This window comes from Nocardia pseudovaccinii (genome assembly GCF_050942345.1).
Classification (GTDB): domain Bacteria; phylum Actinomycetota; class Actinomycetes; order Mycobacteriales; family Mycobacteriaceae; genus Nocardia; species Nocardia pseudovaccinii.
Genome location: NZ_CP192074.1, coordinates 7,695,247 through 7,711,081 on the forward strand (window position 1 = coordinate 7,695,247; position 15,835 = coordinate 7,711,081).

At 66.5% G+C, this 15,835-nt stretch carries 18 protein-coding genes; 12 read left to right on the forward strand and 6 right to left on the reverse strand.

Annotation, left to right across the window (positions count from 1 at the left end; translation table 11 throughout):
* Positions 1–48: 48 nt before the first annotated feature.
* Positions 49–954, reverse strand: coding sequence for an RNA polymerase sigma-70 factor (locus ACQPZ2_RS34780; protein ID WP_433522290.1), 906 nt, complete (start codon positions 952–954; stop codon positions 49–51).
* 150 nt (positions 955–1,104) lie between these two features.
* On the opposite strand from ACQPZ2_RS34780, the gene ACQPZ2_RS34785 reads away from it, so the two are divergent.
* The 6 genes from ACQPZ2_RS34785 to ACQPZ2_RS34810 all read left to right on the forward strand — a co-directional run bounded on the left by ACQPZ2_RS34785 (position 1,105) and on the right by ACQPZ2_RS34810 (position 6,933).
* Positions 1,105–2,046 carry an NAD(P)/FAD-dependent oxidoreductase gene (locus ACQPZ2_RS34785; RefSeq protein ID WP_433522291.1) on the forward strand — a complete coding sequence of 314 codons (942 nt, stop codon included), beginning with the start codon at positions 1,105–1,107 and terminating at the stop codon, positions 2,044–2,046.
* A gap of 146 nt (positions 2,047–2,192) precedes the next feature.
* Positions 2,193–2,765, forward strand: a complete 573-nt coding sequence (locus ACQPZ2_RS34790; RefSeq protein WP_433522292.1) for an NADPH-dependent FMN reductase — start codon at positions 2,193–2,195, stop codon at positions 2,763–2,765.
* Positions 2,766–2,776: 11 nt separating this feature from the next.
* Positions 2,777–3,472 carry an NAD(P)-dependent oxidoreductase gene (locus tag ACQPZ2_RS34795; RefSeq protein WP_433522293.1) on the forward strand — a complete coding sequence of 232 codons (696 nt, stop codon included), beginning with the start codon at positions 2,777–2,779 and terminating at the stop codon, positions 3,470–3,472.
* A 61-nt stretch (positions 3,473–3,533) separates the two neighbouring features.
* Positions 3,534–3,917 (forward strand): hypothetical protein, encoded by a 384-nt coding sequence (locus ACQPZ2_RS34800; RefSeq protein WP_433522294.1) that lies wholly within the window; start codon positions 3,534–3,536, stop codon positions 3,915–3,917.
* A gap of 448 nt (positions 3,918–4,365) precedes the next feature.
* Positions 4,366–5,232, forward strand: coding sequence for a class II glutamine amidotransferase (locus tag ACQPZ2_RS34805; protein WP_433522295.1), 867 nt, complete (start codon positions 4,366–4,368; stop codon positions 5,230–5,232).
* A 75-nt stretch (positions 5,233–5,307) separates the two neighbouring features.
* Complete coding sequence (locus ACQPZ2_RS34810; RefSeq protein ID WP_433527605.1) at positions 5,308–6,933, forward strand: bifunctional 3'-5' exonuclease/DNA polymerase; 1,626 nt, start codon at positions 5,308–5,310, stop codon at positions 6,931–6,933.
* Here the strand turns inward: ACQPZ2_RS34810 and ACQPZ2_RS34815 are convergent.
* From ACQPZ2_RS34815 to ACQPZ2_RS34825, 3 genes are all read right to left on the reverse strand, one after another.
* Entirely contained in the window at positions 6,915–7,553 is a 639-nt protein-coding gene (locus tag ACQPZ2_RS34815) for a glyoxalase (RefSeq protein ID WP_433522296.1), read from the reverse strand. The genes ACQPZ2_RS34810 and ACQPZ2_RS34815 overlap by 19 nt on opposite strands.
* A gap of 99 nt (positions 7,554–7,652) precedes the next feature.
* Entirely contained in the window at positions 7,653–8,159 is a 507-nt protein-coding gene (locus ACQPZ2_RS34820) for a hypothetical protein (RefSeq protein ID WP_433522297.1), read from the reverse strand.
* A 192-nt stretch (positions 8,160–8,351) separates the two neighbouring features.
* Positions 8,352–8,870 carry a hypothetical protein gene (locus ACQPZ2_RS34825; RefSeq protein ID WP_433522298.1) on the reverse strand — a complete coding sequence of 173 codons (519 nt, stop codon included), beginning with the start codon at positions 8,868–8,870 and terminating at the stop codon, positions 8,352–8,354.
* Between the two features lie 202 nt (positions 8,871–9,072).
* On the opposite strand from ACQPZ2_RS34825, the gene ACQPZ2_RS34830 reads away from it, so the two are divergent.
* The 3 genes from ACQPZ2_RS34830 (at position 9,073) to ACQPZ2_RS34840 (ending at position 11,560) form a co-directional block, all read left to right on the forward strand.
* Positions 9,073–9,456: a VOC family protein gene (locus tag ACQPZ2_RS34830; RefSeq protein WP_433522299.1), complete on the forward strand. Its 384-nt coding sequence runs from the start codon at positions 9,073–9,075 to the stop codon at positions 9,454–9,456.
* Positions 9,457–9,564: 108 nt separating this feature from the next.
* Positions 9,565–10,905: a family 1 glycosylhydrolase gene (locus tag ACQPZ2_RS34835; RefSeq protein WP_433522300.1), complete on the forward strand. Its 1,341-nt coding sequence runs from the start codon at positions 9,565–9,567 to the stop codon at positions 10,903–10,905.
* A gap of 85 nt (positions 10,906–10,990) precedes the next feature.
* Positions 10,991–11,560, forward strand: coding sequence for a putative glycolipid-binding domain-containing protein (locus ACQPZ2_RS34840; protein WP_433522301.1), 570 nt, complete (start codon positions 10,991–10,993; stop codon positions 11,558–11,560).
* Between the two features lie 104 nt (positions 11,561–11,664).
* Here the strand turns inward: ACQPZ2_RS34840 and ACQPZ2_RS34845 are convergent, their stop codons facing one another.
* Positions 11,665–12,129: a hypothetical protein gene (locus ACQPZ2_RS34845; RefSeq protein WP_433522302.1), complete on the reverse strand. Its 465-nt coding sequence runs from the start codon at positions 12,127–12,129 to the stop codon at positions 11,665–11,667.
* On the opposite strand from ACQPZ2_RS34845, the gene ACQPZ2_RS34850 reads away from it, so the two are divergent.
* On the forward strand, positions 12,123–12,302 hold the full coding sequence (locus ACQPZ2_RS34850; protein WP_433522303.1) for a hypothetical protein: 180 nt from the start codon (positions 12,123–12,125) through the stop codon (positions 12,300–12,302). The two genes, ACQPZ2_RS34845 and ACQPZ2_RS34850, sit on opposite strands and share 7 nt — an antisense overlap.
* Before the next feature lie 23 nt (positions 12,303–12,325).
* On the opposite strand, the gene ACQPZ2_RS34855 is transcribed toward ACQPZ2_RS34850, so the two are convergent.
* Complete coding sequence (locus tag ACQPZ2_RS34855) at positions 12,326–12,973, reverse strand: hypothetical protein (protein WP_433522304.1); 648 nt, start codon at positions 12,971–12,973, stop codon at positions 12,326–12,328.
* A gap of 18 nt (positions 12,974–12,991) precedes the next feature.
* On the opposite strand from ACQPZ2_RS34855, the gene ACQPZ2_RS34860 reads away from it, so the two are divergent.
* Both ACQPZ2_RS34860 and ACQPZ2_RS34865 read left to right on the forward strand, forming a co-directional pair.
* Positions 12,992–13,228: a hypothetical protein gene (locus tag ACQPZ2_RS34860; RefSeq protein WP_433522305.1), complete on the forward strand. Its 237-nt coding sequence runs from the start codon at positions 12,992–12,994 to the stop codon at positions 13,226–13,228.
* Between the two features lie 227 nt (positions 13,229–13,455).
* A complete protein-coding gene (locus ACQPZ2_RS34865) occupies positions 13,456–15,813 on the forward strand; it encodes an arylsulfatase (protein ID WP_433522306.1) in 2,358 nt (785 codons plus the stop codon).
* Positions 15,814–15,835 lie beyond the last annotated feature (22 nt).

Consider the following 15,835-nt stretch of genomic DNA (forward strand, 5'->3'; position numbering starts at 1 on the left):
ACAATCGATCAGCGGCATTTTCGGCTTCGGCGGTGAAGTGCTGCGGACTCAGCGATGCAGCGAGGTTTCACGTTGCATATGCGACAGCTTCTGCGGATTGCGCACGGAGTAGATGCCGCTGATGAGGCCATTGTCGATGCGCACCGCGGTGACGGTGTCGAGTTCGCCGTCGAGCCGGATGATCAGCGCCGGGTAGCCGTTGACCTGTGTCGGTTGCAGTGTCGCCGCGGCTCCGATTGTGTTCCAGTAGGCGGCGAACAGCCGAGCCACTCGCTCGGCCCCGACGACAGGGCGCGGGAGGGCCTGTTTGATTCCGCCGCCGTCGTTGAGGGCGACGACATCGGGCGCGAGGATTTCGAGCAGGCGCTGTAGATCGCCGGTTTCCACCGCGCGTTGAAAGGCGGCGAGCGCGTCGCGGGTCTGGTCCCAGGAGATCACTCCGCGGGGTCGGCGCGCGGCGACGTGTGCTCGTGCGCGGTGGGCGATCTGGCGGACCGCGGCGGGGGTTTTGTCGACGGCTTCGGCGATTTCGTCGTAGGCCAGGTCGAATACCTCGCGCAGTACGAACACCGCGCGCTCGGTCGGGGCCAGCGTCTCGAGCACGAGCAGCATCGCCATCGAGACACTGTCGGCCAGTTCGACATCATCGGCCACGTCGGGAGCGGTGAGCAACGGCTCGGGCAGCCATGGGCCGACGTAGGACTCTTTGCGCCGGTCGAGGGTGCGCAGCCGGTCGAGTGCCTTGCGGGTGGTGATCCGGACCAGGTAGGCGCGCTGGTCCTGCACCGTGGTCAGGTCGACATCGGCCCACCGCAGCCAGGTTTCCTGCAGGACATCTTCGGCGTCGGCGGCCGAACCGAGCATTTCGTAGGCGACGGTGAACAGGAGCTTGCGGTGCGCGAGGAACGCTTCGGTGGCGGGGTCCAGGCGCTCGGGTTCGCCCGCGTCACTCATTGCTCTCGACTGTGCCATACACACGAGACGCCGGTCCTGCCCACTTTGTGACACCCGCCGTCAGTGACGCCCGTCACGTGAGCGCGGACGTCACAGGACCGTGGTCACGAGCGTCTTGTGTTCGTCCAGTTACCAAGACAGGAGGCTGACATGCAGGTCGTCGTAGTCGGCAGCGGCTATTCGGGCACGCTCGTGGCGAACCGGGTGGCCAGGAAGGTCAAGGATGCCGAGGTCACGGTGATCAACCCGCGCCCGGACTTCGTGGAGCGGGTCCGGCTGCACCAGCAGATCGCGGGAACATACTCGGCGGCAACACCTCTCGCGGAGGTACTGCGGGAAGGGATCACGGCACGGGTAGGCACCGTCGACAAGATCGGCGAGGGCACCGTCGCCCTCGCCGACGGCGAGCGGATCGATTTCGATTACGCCTTCCTGGCCGTGGGCAGCACGGTGTCGCCCATCCCCGGAACCGTGCCGGTGGGCACATGGGAAGGCGCGCAGCAAGCTCGCGCGGCGCTGGCGGCGCTCACCGCGGGTGACCATGTCACCGTCATCGGGGGTGGTCCGACCGGCATCGAGACCGCGGCCGAAATCGCCGAGGCCAGACCCGATCTGCGAGTGCGGCTGATCGGTTCCTCGGTGGGCGGCGGCCTTTCGAGTGGGGCCCATCGGCGGGTACGTGCCGGGCTGGAGCGACTGACCGTCGAGATCATCGATGACGAGGTGGCCGAAGTCGGTTCGGGCGCAACGGATATCGTGCGGCTGCGGTCGGGTCGGGAGATGGCTTCGGACCTGACCCTGTGGGCGATCGTGTCGGGCGTACCCGACCTCGCGGCGCGCAGCGGCCTCGAGGTCGACGTGCGCGGGCGTGCGGTCGTCGACGAGTTCCTGCGCAGCGTCAGCGACCAGCGGATCTTCGCCGTCGGCGACTGCGCTGCCGTGCCCGGAGCACGTTTCGCCTGCTACACCGCCTACCGCAGGCCATTCACGCCGCCGACAACTTCGCTCGCCTGCTCGCGGGCCGCAAGCCCAAACCGCATTCCTTCCCGTACGTCAGCCGCGGCCTCTCGCTGGGCAGGAAGGACGCGGTAGCACAGTTCACCCACGCCGACGACACGGTCCGGCGCGCCTACTTCGCCGGACGCACCGCGGTCGCACTCAAGGAAATGACCACCCACAGTGCGTTCTCGTCCGCCCGCGCGGGCGTTTCCAGTTTCTGATCAACAGGAGAATCGAATATGAAGATCGGCGTCATCATCGGCAGCACCCGTCCCGGCCGCATCGGCGAACGCGTGGCCCGATGGGTCCAGGGACAGGCAGCCGAACACGCGAGCGACAGTGCGGATTTCGAGCTCGTGGACATGCAGGACTACCAGCTGCCATTGCTCGACGAGCCCGTCCCGGCGGGCCGGGAGCCAGGCCGACAGCCGCACACCCGGCAATGGGCCGAGCGCATCGGCTCCTGCGATGCCTTCATCTTCGTCACGCCGGAGTACAACACCGCCCCGCCCGCCTCCCTGACCAACGCCATCAATTTCCTGCACCGCGAATGGGGCGGTAAGCCGGTCGCCTACGTCGGTTACGGCATTTACGGCGCGGTCATGGCGGTGCAGAAGCTGCGCGCGCAGGCAGGTGTGCTGCGGATGGCCGATATCGGGCCGCAGGTGGCGCTGACGCTGCGCGAGGACTTCGTGAATTTCGCCGACTTCCAACCGCGTGAGCTGCACGTCGCGGCGGTACACAGGCTGGTCGACGAGTTGCTGGCGTGGGCGCGGGCGCTGGCCCCGCTGCGCACGGCTCTGGTGTCGTAAGGCGAATCTTCATGCGTATCACAGTCTTCGGAGCAAACGGTCGCACCGGCCGCCTGCTCACCGGCCAGGCGCTCGCCGCCGGACATGAGGTCGCGGCGGTCACCCGGCAGCCGGATTCGTTTCCGCTGCATCATGATCGGCTCGAGGTAGTCGGTGCAGATGTGCTCGATCCGGCGGCCGTCGACACCGCGGTGGCAGGGCGGGATGCGGTGCTGTCGACGCTCGGGGTGCCCGCCGGGAAGGAACCGATCAGCACCTATTCGCGTGGTGTGGCCAATATTGTCGCCGCGATGGAACGGCATCGGGTACGTCGGCTCACCGTTGTCAGCTCGAGCGGAGTCGACCCGCACCCGTACTCCGACGGCGGATTCCTGTTCAACCGCCTACTACTGCCATATGTGACGCGGGTGGCGGGTAAGACCCTGTACCACGACATGCGGCGAATGGAATCCCTGATCCAGTCCACCGATCTGGACTGGACGATCGTGCGCCCGAGCGGGCTCTACCACCTGCCGTCGGTCACCGACTACACCGTCGTCCAGGGCCACGCCGACGGCAGATTCACCGCCCGCGCGGACCTGGCCGCGAGCATGCTCGCCCTACTGGACGACCACCGCTACGTCCGCACCACCATCGGCGTCATCACCACGGCCGACAACCCCACCCTGCTCGAGTGGATTCGCCGCGAAGCACTCGCCACGAGCTGAACCGACCGGGGTTCGGCGTCGACACCGTCTGCCGCGACGCCGAACCCGATACGCTCGAAACGTGATCATATGGCTGAACGGCACCTTCGGAGCCGGAAAGACCACGACCGCACAGGAATTGACGGCATTGCTGCCCGGATCTCGGATCTTCGACACCGAAGAGGTCGGGATAATGCTCCGCCACGTTCTCGCCTCCGAGATCGTCCGGGACTTCCAGGACTGGCAGCCCTGGCGCGCCCTGGTAGTGGCCGCAGCGACCATCGAAACCGACGCCACCAAGCCGGGATCAGCATGGCGCCTGGAACACCTCGGCGATTACGACGCCGCCCGGTCATGGCACAGCCGGGAAGCCCACGTCATCGACACCACCGATCTGCAACCACGTGAAGTCGCAACCCGCATTGCCGACAGCGCAGGAACAACGGTGGTTCCGGTCGAATCTTGACGGCGCTGTCTGTCGAATGTTCCCCACCGTTGTCCTCAGCTGCGGGGCCACCGTTGTTCATGCTGCCTGGTGCAGCCACAGGTTCCGGGTCGCAAATCGTTGGTCGGTACTCCTCGTGTCGACGGGTCCACGCCGCAGCGGCGGCGTGCTCTGCGACATGTTTGCTCCACTCCCACATAACCAGTCCCCCTGAGAATCGAAATCACTTGCGCACACAGGGGGTTACCGACATCCCGCCCCCGCTGATGCGCCGTGATCACGATATGAGCGCGTTCCTCCTCGATCGAGAAGCCGCGTCGGCCCACACCCTGAACTCCCTGGTCCACTGGCCGGACAGGAAATCCGGACCGGACCCGGGGATTCCGGACCGGAACGCAAAGATCAGCTGACCTGGGACTACGATCGCAGGACAGTCATCACACGCGGACAACGCCCAGGCAGGAGTCCCATGTGTCGCTTGTTCGGTTTGTCGGCCGCGCCGCGGCGCGTGCGTGCCACGTTCTGGTTGCTGGATGCGTCGGACAGTCTGTCGATACAGAGCAGACGTGAACCCGACGGCGTCGGCCTCGGCACCTTCACCGCCGACGAGGCCCCGCTGGTGGAGAAACAACCGATCGCCGCGTACCAGGACGTCCAGTTCGCTCGAGAGGCGCGCGAACGAGAATCGATGACGTTCGTCGCGCACATCCGCTACGCCACCACAGGCGGCTTGCAACCCATCAACACCCACCCGTTCGAACAACGGGGGCGCCTGTTCGCCCACAACGGTGTGCTGCACGGCCTCGACGAACTGGACTCCGAACTCGGCGACTACCTGGACCTGGTACACGGCGACACCGATTCCGAACGATTCTTCGCCCTGATCACCCAGCGCACCGATCAGCACGACGGCGACGTCACCGCCGGTATCACCGACGCGGTCAGGTGGATCGCGGACCGACTGCCCGTCTACGCCCTCAACCTGGTACTCACCACGGCAACAGACCTGTGGGCACTCCGATACCCCGACACCCACGGCCTCTTCGTCCTCGAACGCGAACCAGGCGGCCCACAGGGCGATCGGCACCTGGACCAAGCCGGACGAGCCGGAATCCGGACCCGAAGCGGCCACCTGCGCGAATTCCCCGCGGTCGTGGTGGCCAGCGAACGCACCGACGAGGACCCACGCTGGCGAGCACTCGCACCCGGCGAACTACTCCACGTCGACGACCAGCTACGCGTCCGATCGACCACCGTCCTGGATTCCGCACCGCGCCACCCACTCTCGCTCGCACAACTCGACACCCGTGCGGCGGCAGCACAGTCGGGTCGGTGACCAACCTCCCGACCCGAGCCCGCTACCGCGGTAGATGTCCTACCCCAGTGCAAGACTCGGGACGTGAGATGGGCGGTGGCGGAAACGGGCGACGGAGGTGCGACTCTGTGTCCGCTCGATCAGGATGGCCGGCCCGCCGGACCAGTTGTGCGCGAGCCCTCGCTCGCCGAGGCGGTGCGTGCACGACCCGAGGTCGAGCGGTGGGTTTGGCGATCCACGGCCGAGATCTACCGACCGTTGCTGGCGGCGGGCGTGCGGGTCGAGCGGTGCTACGACGTGCAGGCCGCGGAGGCGCTGCTCATCGGTCATGAGGAGGGTCAGTCGGGTCAGGCCCGCTCGCTGGCGGCGGCTTGGGCGCGACTGCACAACCTGCCCGTCCCGCCGGACGCGCCCGCGCGTGCCGCCGAGACCCAGCCGTCACTGTTCGAATCCGGCCCGGTACCGCTGCCACCCGGCACGGACGAGTTCGACGCACTGCTGAAGGTCTACGCGGGCCAGCTGGCTCGTACGGTGAAGACCGAATATCCGGAACGTATGCGGCTGCTGCTTGCTGCCGAATCGGCGGGCATGCTGGTTGCCACGGAGATGGCCCGATCCGGGATCCCCTGGCGCGCCGACGTCCACCGCGAGCTGCTGGACACGCTGCTGGGTGAGCGCTTTCCCGGCGGGCTGGAGCCGCGCCGGATGGCGGAGTTGGCCGACGAGGTGTCGCGGGCATTCGGGGAAGGTGTGCGGGTCCGGCCAGACCTGCCCAACGACATCATCAGAGCCTTCGGCCGCGTCGGGATCTTGTTGTCCTCCACCCGAAAATGGGAACTCCAGCAGATCGATCACCCCGCCGTAGCGCCACTGTTGGCCTACAAATCGCTGTACCGCCTGTACACCGCCCACGGCTGGTCCTGGCTCGAGCAGTGGGTGCACGGCGGCCGCTTTCGTCCCGAATACTTGCCCGGCGGTACGGTTTCCGGCCGCTGGACCACCAACGGTGGCGGCGCCCTGCAAATCCCCAAGGTGATCCGTCAAGCGATACGCGCGGACCCGGGCTGGCGCCTGGTGGTCGCCGACGCCGACCAGATGGAGCCGCGAGTCCTTGCCGCGATCTCCCGCGACCCGGGATTGATGGAGGTGGCCGGTCGCGGCGAAGACCTGTACGCCGGTGTCTTCGGCGGCGACCGCACCCAGGCCAAAATCGCCCTGCTGGGCGCTATTTACGGCCAGACCTCCGGCGATGCCCTCACCCACATGGCCGAACTGCGCCGACGTTATCCGGCCGCGGTGGCGTATGTAGACGACGCGGCTCGCGCCGGTGAAGAAGGCCGGTTGGTGCGCACTTGGCTCGGCCGCACCTGCCCGCCGGCCTCCCTCACATCGCCCGAAGCGGACGGGTATGGCAGCACCTCCGCGACACGCGCTCGCGGCCGCTTCACCCGCAACTTCGTGGTGCAGGGCAGCGCCGCCGACTGGGCCCTGCTGGTACTGGCGGGCGTGCGTCATGCGATGACGCACGCCGGGCTCCGAGCCGAGCTCGTCTTCTTCCAGCACGACGAGGTAATCGTGCACTGCCCGGCCGAGGAAGCCACGGCGGTCGCCGAAGTGATCGCGACCGCGGCCGAAACCGCGGGCCGGATCGCCTTCGGGCCGACACCGGTGCGGTTCCCGTTCACGACCGCGGTGGTGGAGTGCTACTGGGACGCCAAGTAAGGTTCCCACGCGAACCCGTCCGGATCGGTGAAAGCTCCGGCATTGCCGCCGATGACGATCCGATGCGACCCGGTCCCCTCGTGCGGCACACCAGCATCCTTGGCAGCGGCACGGCGCCCGTAGAGCGCCAGCTTGATCGTGGACGCCGGGGTTTCGAACTCGACGTACTTGCTGCCGAAGCTCTTCGCAACGGCCAGGCCGTGGTCGACGTAGAACTGCTTGGTCGCCTTGACGTCGTCGACCCCGAGGAGAACCACGAAATCGTCGATCTCGCGGGTGGCCGGACCGGTGTCCTTCTTCGACGACGTCGCGATCTTCCAGATCGCCCCGTCCGGCGCCTGGACGACGCCGCCATAGCCCCAGAAGCTCTTCTTGGCGGGCTTCAGTGTCGTCGCGCCCGCGGCGACAGCGGTGCCGATGAGGCTGTCGACGGTACTCGGCTGCGACACCACGAGCGAGAGGATGAAGCCGCGGAAGCCGGTCGTCGGCGCCTCCGAGGTGCGCACGCGCACCTTGTCGCCGAGACCGAACGCGGCGGTGTAGAAGGCCTCTGCGGCCGCAGCGTCGGGCACCTCGAGGATGACGGATTCGATAGCGGCTTGGTTAATGGTGATGTTCATGGCACTAACGCTATTTTCTACCCGGCGACCAGCGCTTCTCGATTCCTGATCGCTTCGGCAGCGGTTGAATCAGCCCGTCGAGTCGAGCCACCGGCGGCCTCAGTCGATGTCGAAGACGAACGAATACCAATCTCCGGACAGCCTTTCGAACCGGCGCGCGCTACTCCCCACCGGCTCGGTGCCGGGCGAGTAGACCCAGCCGCGGACGGTGGAACCCACGAAGCCGTCGGCGTCGTAGAAGTAGACGCGCCCATCGGACTCGCGATGAACCGAACTGATATCGAGCCCACCGAGACTCAGGCCGCGACGAGTATTCGGCGCCGCCTCGCGCAGCATCCCAGCCGCGACTTCCTCCATTTCCGGATGTGCGGCACCGAAGCTCGCGGGCCGAAAGATCAACCCGGCCAACAGCCCCGCGACGACAACCATCGGCACCGCGGCGACTTTCCAGGACCACCGGCGCTCTCGACCGAGCAGATACAGCGTCTTGATCGCCCACCCCAGCAGGGAAGTCCCCAGCAGAATCCCGCCGACCACCAGGACGATAAGCCGATCGGGACCGGTCAGGTTCGTGACGAACGGAGCCCGGTCGAGGTGGACACACAAGAGAAACGCAACACCAAGAACTGCCCCCGTCAGGATCGTGGACCCCGGTGCCGTAGCGGTGTCCTGTCCGCCTCCGGCCGGAGCGCGCGATGTTTCGATCGGAGCCTCCCCATCTCGACTTCCGGCCGAACGCCTGATCCGCGCTCGGCGATGCCCTCGACCGAACTCTACGGAATCACTTCCTCGAACTGCCTACCGGAATCGGCGCGCTGCCGCTGGCGGCGCTATGTGACCGGTGAAAAGTCTTCTGGGACTTGGTCGGTGGCAAGCAGTGGTGCGGCCAGCCGGTCCACGTAAGCACCGAGGGCGGCGCGGTCGACGCTCGACAGCGCGGTCGTGCCGAATCTTGTCGCGCAGGAAACTGACGCCGACGATGATCGCGGCGAGAAGTTCCGCGCGCAAGGCGGTGTCGGGGCCGTCGAGGCGGTCGGCGAGCAGGTCTCCGAAGGCGGAGTTGATGCGTTCGCGGAGTATCGCGCGAACGGTGTCGTCGTTGGCCGCGCCGACGAAACGCGAGATCGCGGCGGCGCCGCCCGCACCGGCCGCGAACAGTGTCAACCAGACACTGCGCTCGGTCGGCGGCTCGATCGGCACCGCGGCAGCGACCGCAATCCTCGCCTCCCACACCATGACCGGCACCCTGCTACCCACCCTCGACGCATACAGCATCGCTTTCGCGATCTCCGGCGCAATCTGCATCCTCGCCGTCATCGCCGCCGCCCTGGCCCCTTACCGCCACAACGCCGTTGAACGAGCCTGTGCCCCTGCTACTTTGGGCGCGACCGGACGAATCTGGTTGACCGCCAGCAAAGTTGACCACCGGGCGATCGTCTCGACACCGGCCGCTGGTAAGTGGGCCCGTGATGCCATGGCGCACCACCTGAAGACCGCCCGGCGTCTAGGGTCTGAGCATATGAGCTGCCGCATGTCCGAACTGGTCGTCAAATGTACCGACCCCGTTGCCCTGTCCCGTTTCTGGTGCTCGGTGCTGGACTACGTCGAGCTGAGCAGGGAGGAACCGGAGGACGGCATCGAGATCGGGCCGCCGTCCGGATTCGGCGGGGCCGCTCCGACGCTGGTGTTCAGCCGAGTCGAGGAGCCGAAGGCCGCGAAGCTCCGGCTGCACTTCGACGTGAACCCGGTCGACCGCGACCAAGACGCCGAACTGGAGCGGCTGTTGTCGCTCGGTGCGCGACCGGCCGATGTCGAGCAGACCGGTGACGAGCCGTGGCACGTGCTCCAGGATCCGGAGGGTAACGAGTTCTGCCTACTGCGTCAGCGGTTGCCGGAGCTGTAATCCGCGAATAGCCGAGCGCCGCATAGCGGCCGAACGCTGGCACCGCGAAATTCTGCCCGGCATTCTTGATTCGTCCATCGCCAGCGGCAATCGAGTTACCCTGAATTGATGCGTTGGTTCCGTCGGTACGTCCTGGCCGCGCTCGCCGCCGCGGCGTCGACCCTGCTGCTGTGCACGAACTCCTCGGCCGTCCCGCCGATCCGGTCGAACGCGCTACCGGTACTGGACTCGGATTTTCTGTGGGGTGTCGCGTCATCCGGCTTCCAGTCCGAAGGCCATGCGCCCGATAGCAATTGGACGCGTTACATCGCGAACTCCGGCGCCGACGAACTGCGCGATTCGGTCGACTTCTACGACCGATACGCCTCCGACATCGACCTGGCGGCCGAGCTGGGTGTGAAGGTGTTCCGGATCGGGATCGAATGGGCTCGCGTACAGCCTGCGCCGGGCGCCTGGGATGCAGGGGCGTTCGGTTTCTACGACGCGGTGATCGCGAAGATCGTGGCTGCCGGGATGCGACCGATGATCACCCTGGACCACTGGGTCTATCCCGGCTGGGCGGCCGACCGCGGCGGCTGGCGCAATCCGGGCATGGTCGAGGATTGGCTGGCCAATATGCGCACGGTCGTCGACCGCTACGCATCCCGAAATCCGTTGTGGGTCACCGTGAACGAACCGGTCGCCTACATCGTGCACGAGACCGGCCGGGGCGCGGCGAGCGCACCCGAGATGCTCGATCGCCTCGCCCAAGCCCACAACGCCATCTACGACTACATCCACCAGGTCCAGCCCGGCGCCCAGGTGACCAGCAATGTCGGCTACGTGGCCGGCTCGGAGGCGCAGGTCAACGGTGAGTTCGTCGATCGCGTCGCCAACCGGCTCGACTACGTGGGCGTCGATTACTACTTCGCCTACGATCCGGTGCAGTCGCTGCTGAGTTCCATCACCAGGGCCATCGGGTCGGCAATGCCGCAGCTGCCCGGCCAGCGCATCTGGGAACTGCCGGTGCGCACCGAAGGCATCTACTATGCGCTGCAATACTATTCGCGCCGCTTTCCGGGAAAGCCGCTCTACATCGTCGAGAACGGCATGCCCACCGAAAACGGCATTCCCCGCGGCGACGGCTACACCCGAAGCGATCACCTTCGCGACACCGTCTACTGGATCCAGCGCGCCAAGGCAGACGGCATGAACGTCATCGGCTACAACTACTGGAGCCTCACCGACAACTACGAATGGGGCAGCTACACACCACGATTCGGCCTCTACACCGTCGATGTGCGCACCGACCCTACCCTCACCCGCCGCCCCACCGATGGCGTCGGCACCTACACCCAGATAATCGCCGCGGGCGGTCTCCCCGCCGGTTACCGCCCCACCCGCGCCCCGTCGATCTGCGTGCTCGTCGACCCACCGGCCAGCTGCCTGAGCCCGGTCGCAAACCCGTAGCGTGCGCCGCCGACCGCATGCCGAACAGTCGCGCGCGGTCGCTGCCAGACGCCAAGTTGCCGACCACATTCCGGGGAGATTGCCGATGACTTTCATGGAAGTGCCAAGAGTCGCGTCCTGGCGACACGAAGGGGCTCGAACCGGTTTCGAGGTTGCATACTTCACCACAGACGACGGGGGACGGCAGGTTCGGGGCGTCACCACCGCCACCGAGGACGGCCAGTCCTGGATCGTGGACTATGTGATCGAAGTGGACCAATTGTGGTTGACCAGGTCCGCCCGGATCACCGGCCGCTGTGACGGCCTGACCCGCGTCACGGTGATCGGATCGGATGGCTTGGGCAGCTGGCAGATCGATGGGATCCCCGCACCGCAGCCGCGCGGGTGTCTGGATCTGGACCTGGAAGCTTCAGCGGTCACCAACACGTTTCCCGTGCACCGGCTGAATTTGCCGATCGGGCAAACGACGTCCGCGCCAGCTGCATACGTCCGCGCGGTCGGGCTTGCTGTCGATCGCTTGGAGCAGACGTATTCGCGTGCCGGCGAACGGCTTTACGACTACACCGCCCCCGCATTCGACTTCGCCTGCCGCCTGACCTACGACCAGCACGGCCTGATCCTCGACTATCCGGGCATCGCCACGCGAGTCCAATGAGACCGGAGGTCAAGCCCGAAGTCCATACCCACCCCCTCGCCATTGTGCACACCGCAACGGCCTCGATTACATTGGCACACTGCGAGTTCTGCATTCGCGCGCCGTCACTGGCCGAGGGCGTCGAACACCGCCTCTGCGCGATCCCGCGTCTCGTACATGCGCCAGCCGGTCTCGGCGATGCGGTCCGGATCGAGCGTATGTCCTTCTGCGGCCCCGCATTTCGCCGGATCAGCGGTGACCATGGCATGGATGTCGCCGCGTTCGACCAAGCCGCCGATGGTGAGCGTTCCGGCGTAAATATTGCGGTCGGCCAGCGCGGCGTTGAGGGTGAGCGCATAGTTGCGCAGCGCCGTGGCGGCCAAAGCCAACTGGCCCAGCATCGGCATGGGCCGCACACTGGACAACCCGCCCGCGAAAAACAGCCCGCCGGTACCGCGTTCGAGCATGCCGGGCAGCACTGCACCGACGACGTGCACCGCGGGCCAAACCCAGTCGAATGCCGATCGCGCGATCGCGACGTCGATCTCCGCGATCGGGACCGGCAGCTGCGTCGGGCCGGGGAATGACACATCTGTCGACAGTGCTCGACCGCGCTCGCCGCGACGGGACACTACGCGCCGACGCCACCGACGACGACGTGGTGAAGCTTGTCTGGGCGCTGTCGCTTCTCGGCGACAACGCCGGCGAATCGGCATGGCAGCGATCCCTGCGGTTCGTGCTCGACGGTCTCCGCGCTTCCTGAACCCGCGCGCCCCATCGGCCCGGTCAGGAGACGGGTGTCTCCACGGCGATTTCGCCACCCAGCTCGTAACCGCCACTCAGCCGCAGCCCGTCACCACTCCAAAACCGTCCGGGGTCATACCAATTCGGGCTTCGGTCCGGTGGCAACAGCCCCATCGACTGATAGGTCGCGGCCACGATCTCCGCGCAATACGCGCTCTCCAACTCCTGGACGACCGTTCGGCGCGACCGGGGTCGCGGGAGGCGTGCCCGGCCGCGTAGCCAGCGTCCGGCGAGACCGGCGGTGGAAGGAAAGGGGGTTCCGTCGAATCGGGCGATGGTGCGCAGCAAGCTGTCTTCCATCTCTTTGGTTGCCGGACGGTTCAATTGGCGCAACCATGCCTGCTGACCGTAGCGATGCGCCCATACCAGTACCGCATCACGCAGGTTGTGCAACTGGACGCCGCGGTGCGCGACACCCGACCACATGTCGGGCAGTGATCGGCCGAGCTCCGCATGCCAGATCAACGCGGGCAGATCATCGAGCACGACCGACATTCCCACATGGTTCACCGGACTGTTCGTCGTCATCCGAATCGCACGATCGGCCGCCGAATGCCCACGGAACAACCAGATATCGCCAGTTCTGGTGAGCTCGAGCGCCCGATCGAGACTGATGCTCGTCCCCGTCATAGAAGTAGCCTATGCGGTATGAGGTGGTGGAAGGCAGTGGGATTGGCAGGTGCGGCCGGGGTGGTCGCCACCGGCGTGGTGGTCGTGCGCGCTGAGCGCCGCCGCCGCGCCTACACCCCGGACCAGGTCCGCGAACAGCTGCACGTGCGATTCGCGCAGGCAACCACAGCTGAGGCGACAACCGAACCCGCCGCTCCCCTACCGCGGCCGACCCCCGGCCTCCGCAGCCGCATCCGACATCTGTTTCACCGCTGACTCGCGGTTCGAAAGCGGGTCGTTCAACCCGATATTCGACGTTCTCCGTTCGACTCGACAGTGATCGGCACAAGCCTGCGACCGAGGCCGGGCACACGACAAGCGTGCGTCGTCCCCGCTTGGTGGCGTCCCCTCGTCGGCGCTGTTCGTATCATTCGAGCAACTTGCTAGCAATCATCGACGACCAGTGGTTGGCTGAGAAAGGGGCATCGAAGAGGAGACATACCATGACCAAACCGTTCAGGGGTGTAGTCAACCTCGACATTCGCGACTCCGTGCCGGACTGGGGTCCATACGAGCAGCCAAAAGCATCGCCCGGCTCACCGAACGTCCTGTACATCGTCCTCGACGACGTCGGATTCGGCGGCCTCGGCTGTTACGGCGGGCCGATCGATACGCCGAATATCGACAAGATCGCCGCGAACGGTCTGCGCTACAGCCAGTGGCATACCACGGCCCTGTGCTCGCCGACCCGGTCCTGTTTGATGACCGGGCGTAACCACACCACCAACGGGATGGCTTGCATCAGCGAAGCGGCCATCGGATTCCCGAGTGGGAACGGGCACATTCCGCCCGAGTGCGCCACCCTGCCCGAGGTTCTGGTCGAACACGGTTTCAGCACGGCGATGGTCGGCAAGTGGCACCTGTGCCCCGAAGACGAGATGAATCTGGCCTCCACCAAGCGCAATTGGCCCGTCGGCCGCGGCTTCGAGCGCTTCTACGGCTTCCTGGGCGCCGAGACCAACCAGTGGTATCCCGATCTCGTCCACGACAACCACCCCACACAGCAAACAGCTACTCCGGAGCAGGGCTACCACTTCAGCGTCGACATCACCGACAAAGCCATCCAGTACATCGACGACGTCAAAGCCATCGCCCCTGACCGACCGGTCTTCCTCTACTACGCGCCGGGCTGCGCGCACGCACCACACCAGGTGCCTCGGGACTGGGCCGACCGCTACCGGGGCCGGTTCGACGACGGCTACGAGGCCATGCGTGAGCAGATCCTGGCGCGGCAGAAGGAGCTCGGCCTCGTCCCCCAGGAGACCGAACTGCCCCCGCTGAATCCGATCGGCACCCCCGACACGCGCAGCGGACCCGACGGCAAGCCCTTCCCGCCGCTGGACTACACCCGCCCCTGGGACACCCTCTCCGCGGACGAGAAGCGACTGTTCTCCCGCATGGCAGAGGTGTACGCAGGGTTCCTGTCGCACTGTGACGACCAGATCGGCCGACTACTGGACTACCTCGAGGACATCGAACAACTCGACAACACCATCGTCATTCTGGTCTCCGACAACGGTGCCAGCGGCGAAGGCGGCCCCAACGGCTCGGTCAACGAGAACAAGTTCTTCAACGGCATCGCAGACGACATGGCCGAGAACCTGCGGATGCTCGACGAGCTGGGCAGCACCAAGACCTACAACCACTACCCGAACGGGTGGGCGATGGCGTTCAACACTCCGTTCAAGATGTGGAAGCGGTATTCGTTCAACGGCGGCACCTGCGACCCGTGCATCATCTCGTGGCCGGCCGGGATCGCCGCCCGCGGCGAGACCCGCGACCAGTACCACCATGCCGTGGACCTGGTCCCGACCGTGCTGGACTGCCTCGGGATCGAACTCCCGGCCACGGTCAAGGGGTACACCCAGCTCCCGCTGCAGGGCGTGAGCATGCGGTACAGCTTCGACGCGGCCACCATCCCGACTGCCAAGCACACCCAGTTCTACTCGATGCTCGGCACCCGCGGTATCTGGCACGACGGCTGGAAGGCTGTCACCACCCACCTCGCCGTCAGCGGCTGGAGTCACTTCCCAGAGGACACCTGGGAGCTCTACCACACCCAGGTCGACCGGTCGGAGCTGCGCGACCTCGCCGTCGAGGAGCCCGGGAAGCTCGCGGAAATGATCGGGCTGTGGTTCCACGAGGCCGGTGCCAACCAGGCGTTCCCGCTCGACGACCGGTCCGCCGTCGAGGTGCTGACCACCCCGCGTCCGCAGCTCGCGGCGCCACGCAACCGGTACGTCTACCGGCCGGGTGGGGCCGAGGTTCCCGAGTCGGTGGCGGTCAACATCCGCAACCGCTCCTATTCGATCGGGGCGCTCGCCGACATTCCCGGACCGGGTGCGGCCGGGGTGCTGTTCGCGCATGGCGGCCGATTCGGCGGCCATACGCTGTACGTCAAGGACAATCGGCTGCACTACGCATACAACTTCCTCGGCAGCGAGGAACAGCGAATCGTCGCCACCGAGAATCTGCCGACCGGCGAGAACGTAATCCTGGCCGCCTCTTTCGACAAGGACGGTGAGGACCCGCCCGGCACCGCGCACGGCACTTTGAGCCTGTTCCACGGGGACCGGAAGGTCGGCGAGGGCCGGATCCGAACGCAGCCAGGCAAATTCACCCTCGCGGGCGAGGGTCTCAGCGCAGGCCGCGACACCGGAGAACCCGTCACCGACGACTACCCCGGCACCGCGCCCTGGGCGTTCACCGGCGGCACACTGTACCGGGTGGCCGTCGACGTCAGCGGCGAACCGTACGTCGACCTCGAACGTGAAGCCGCCGCCATGCTCTCCCGCGAATAACCCCACCGCCTCCGCCACCCGG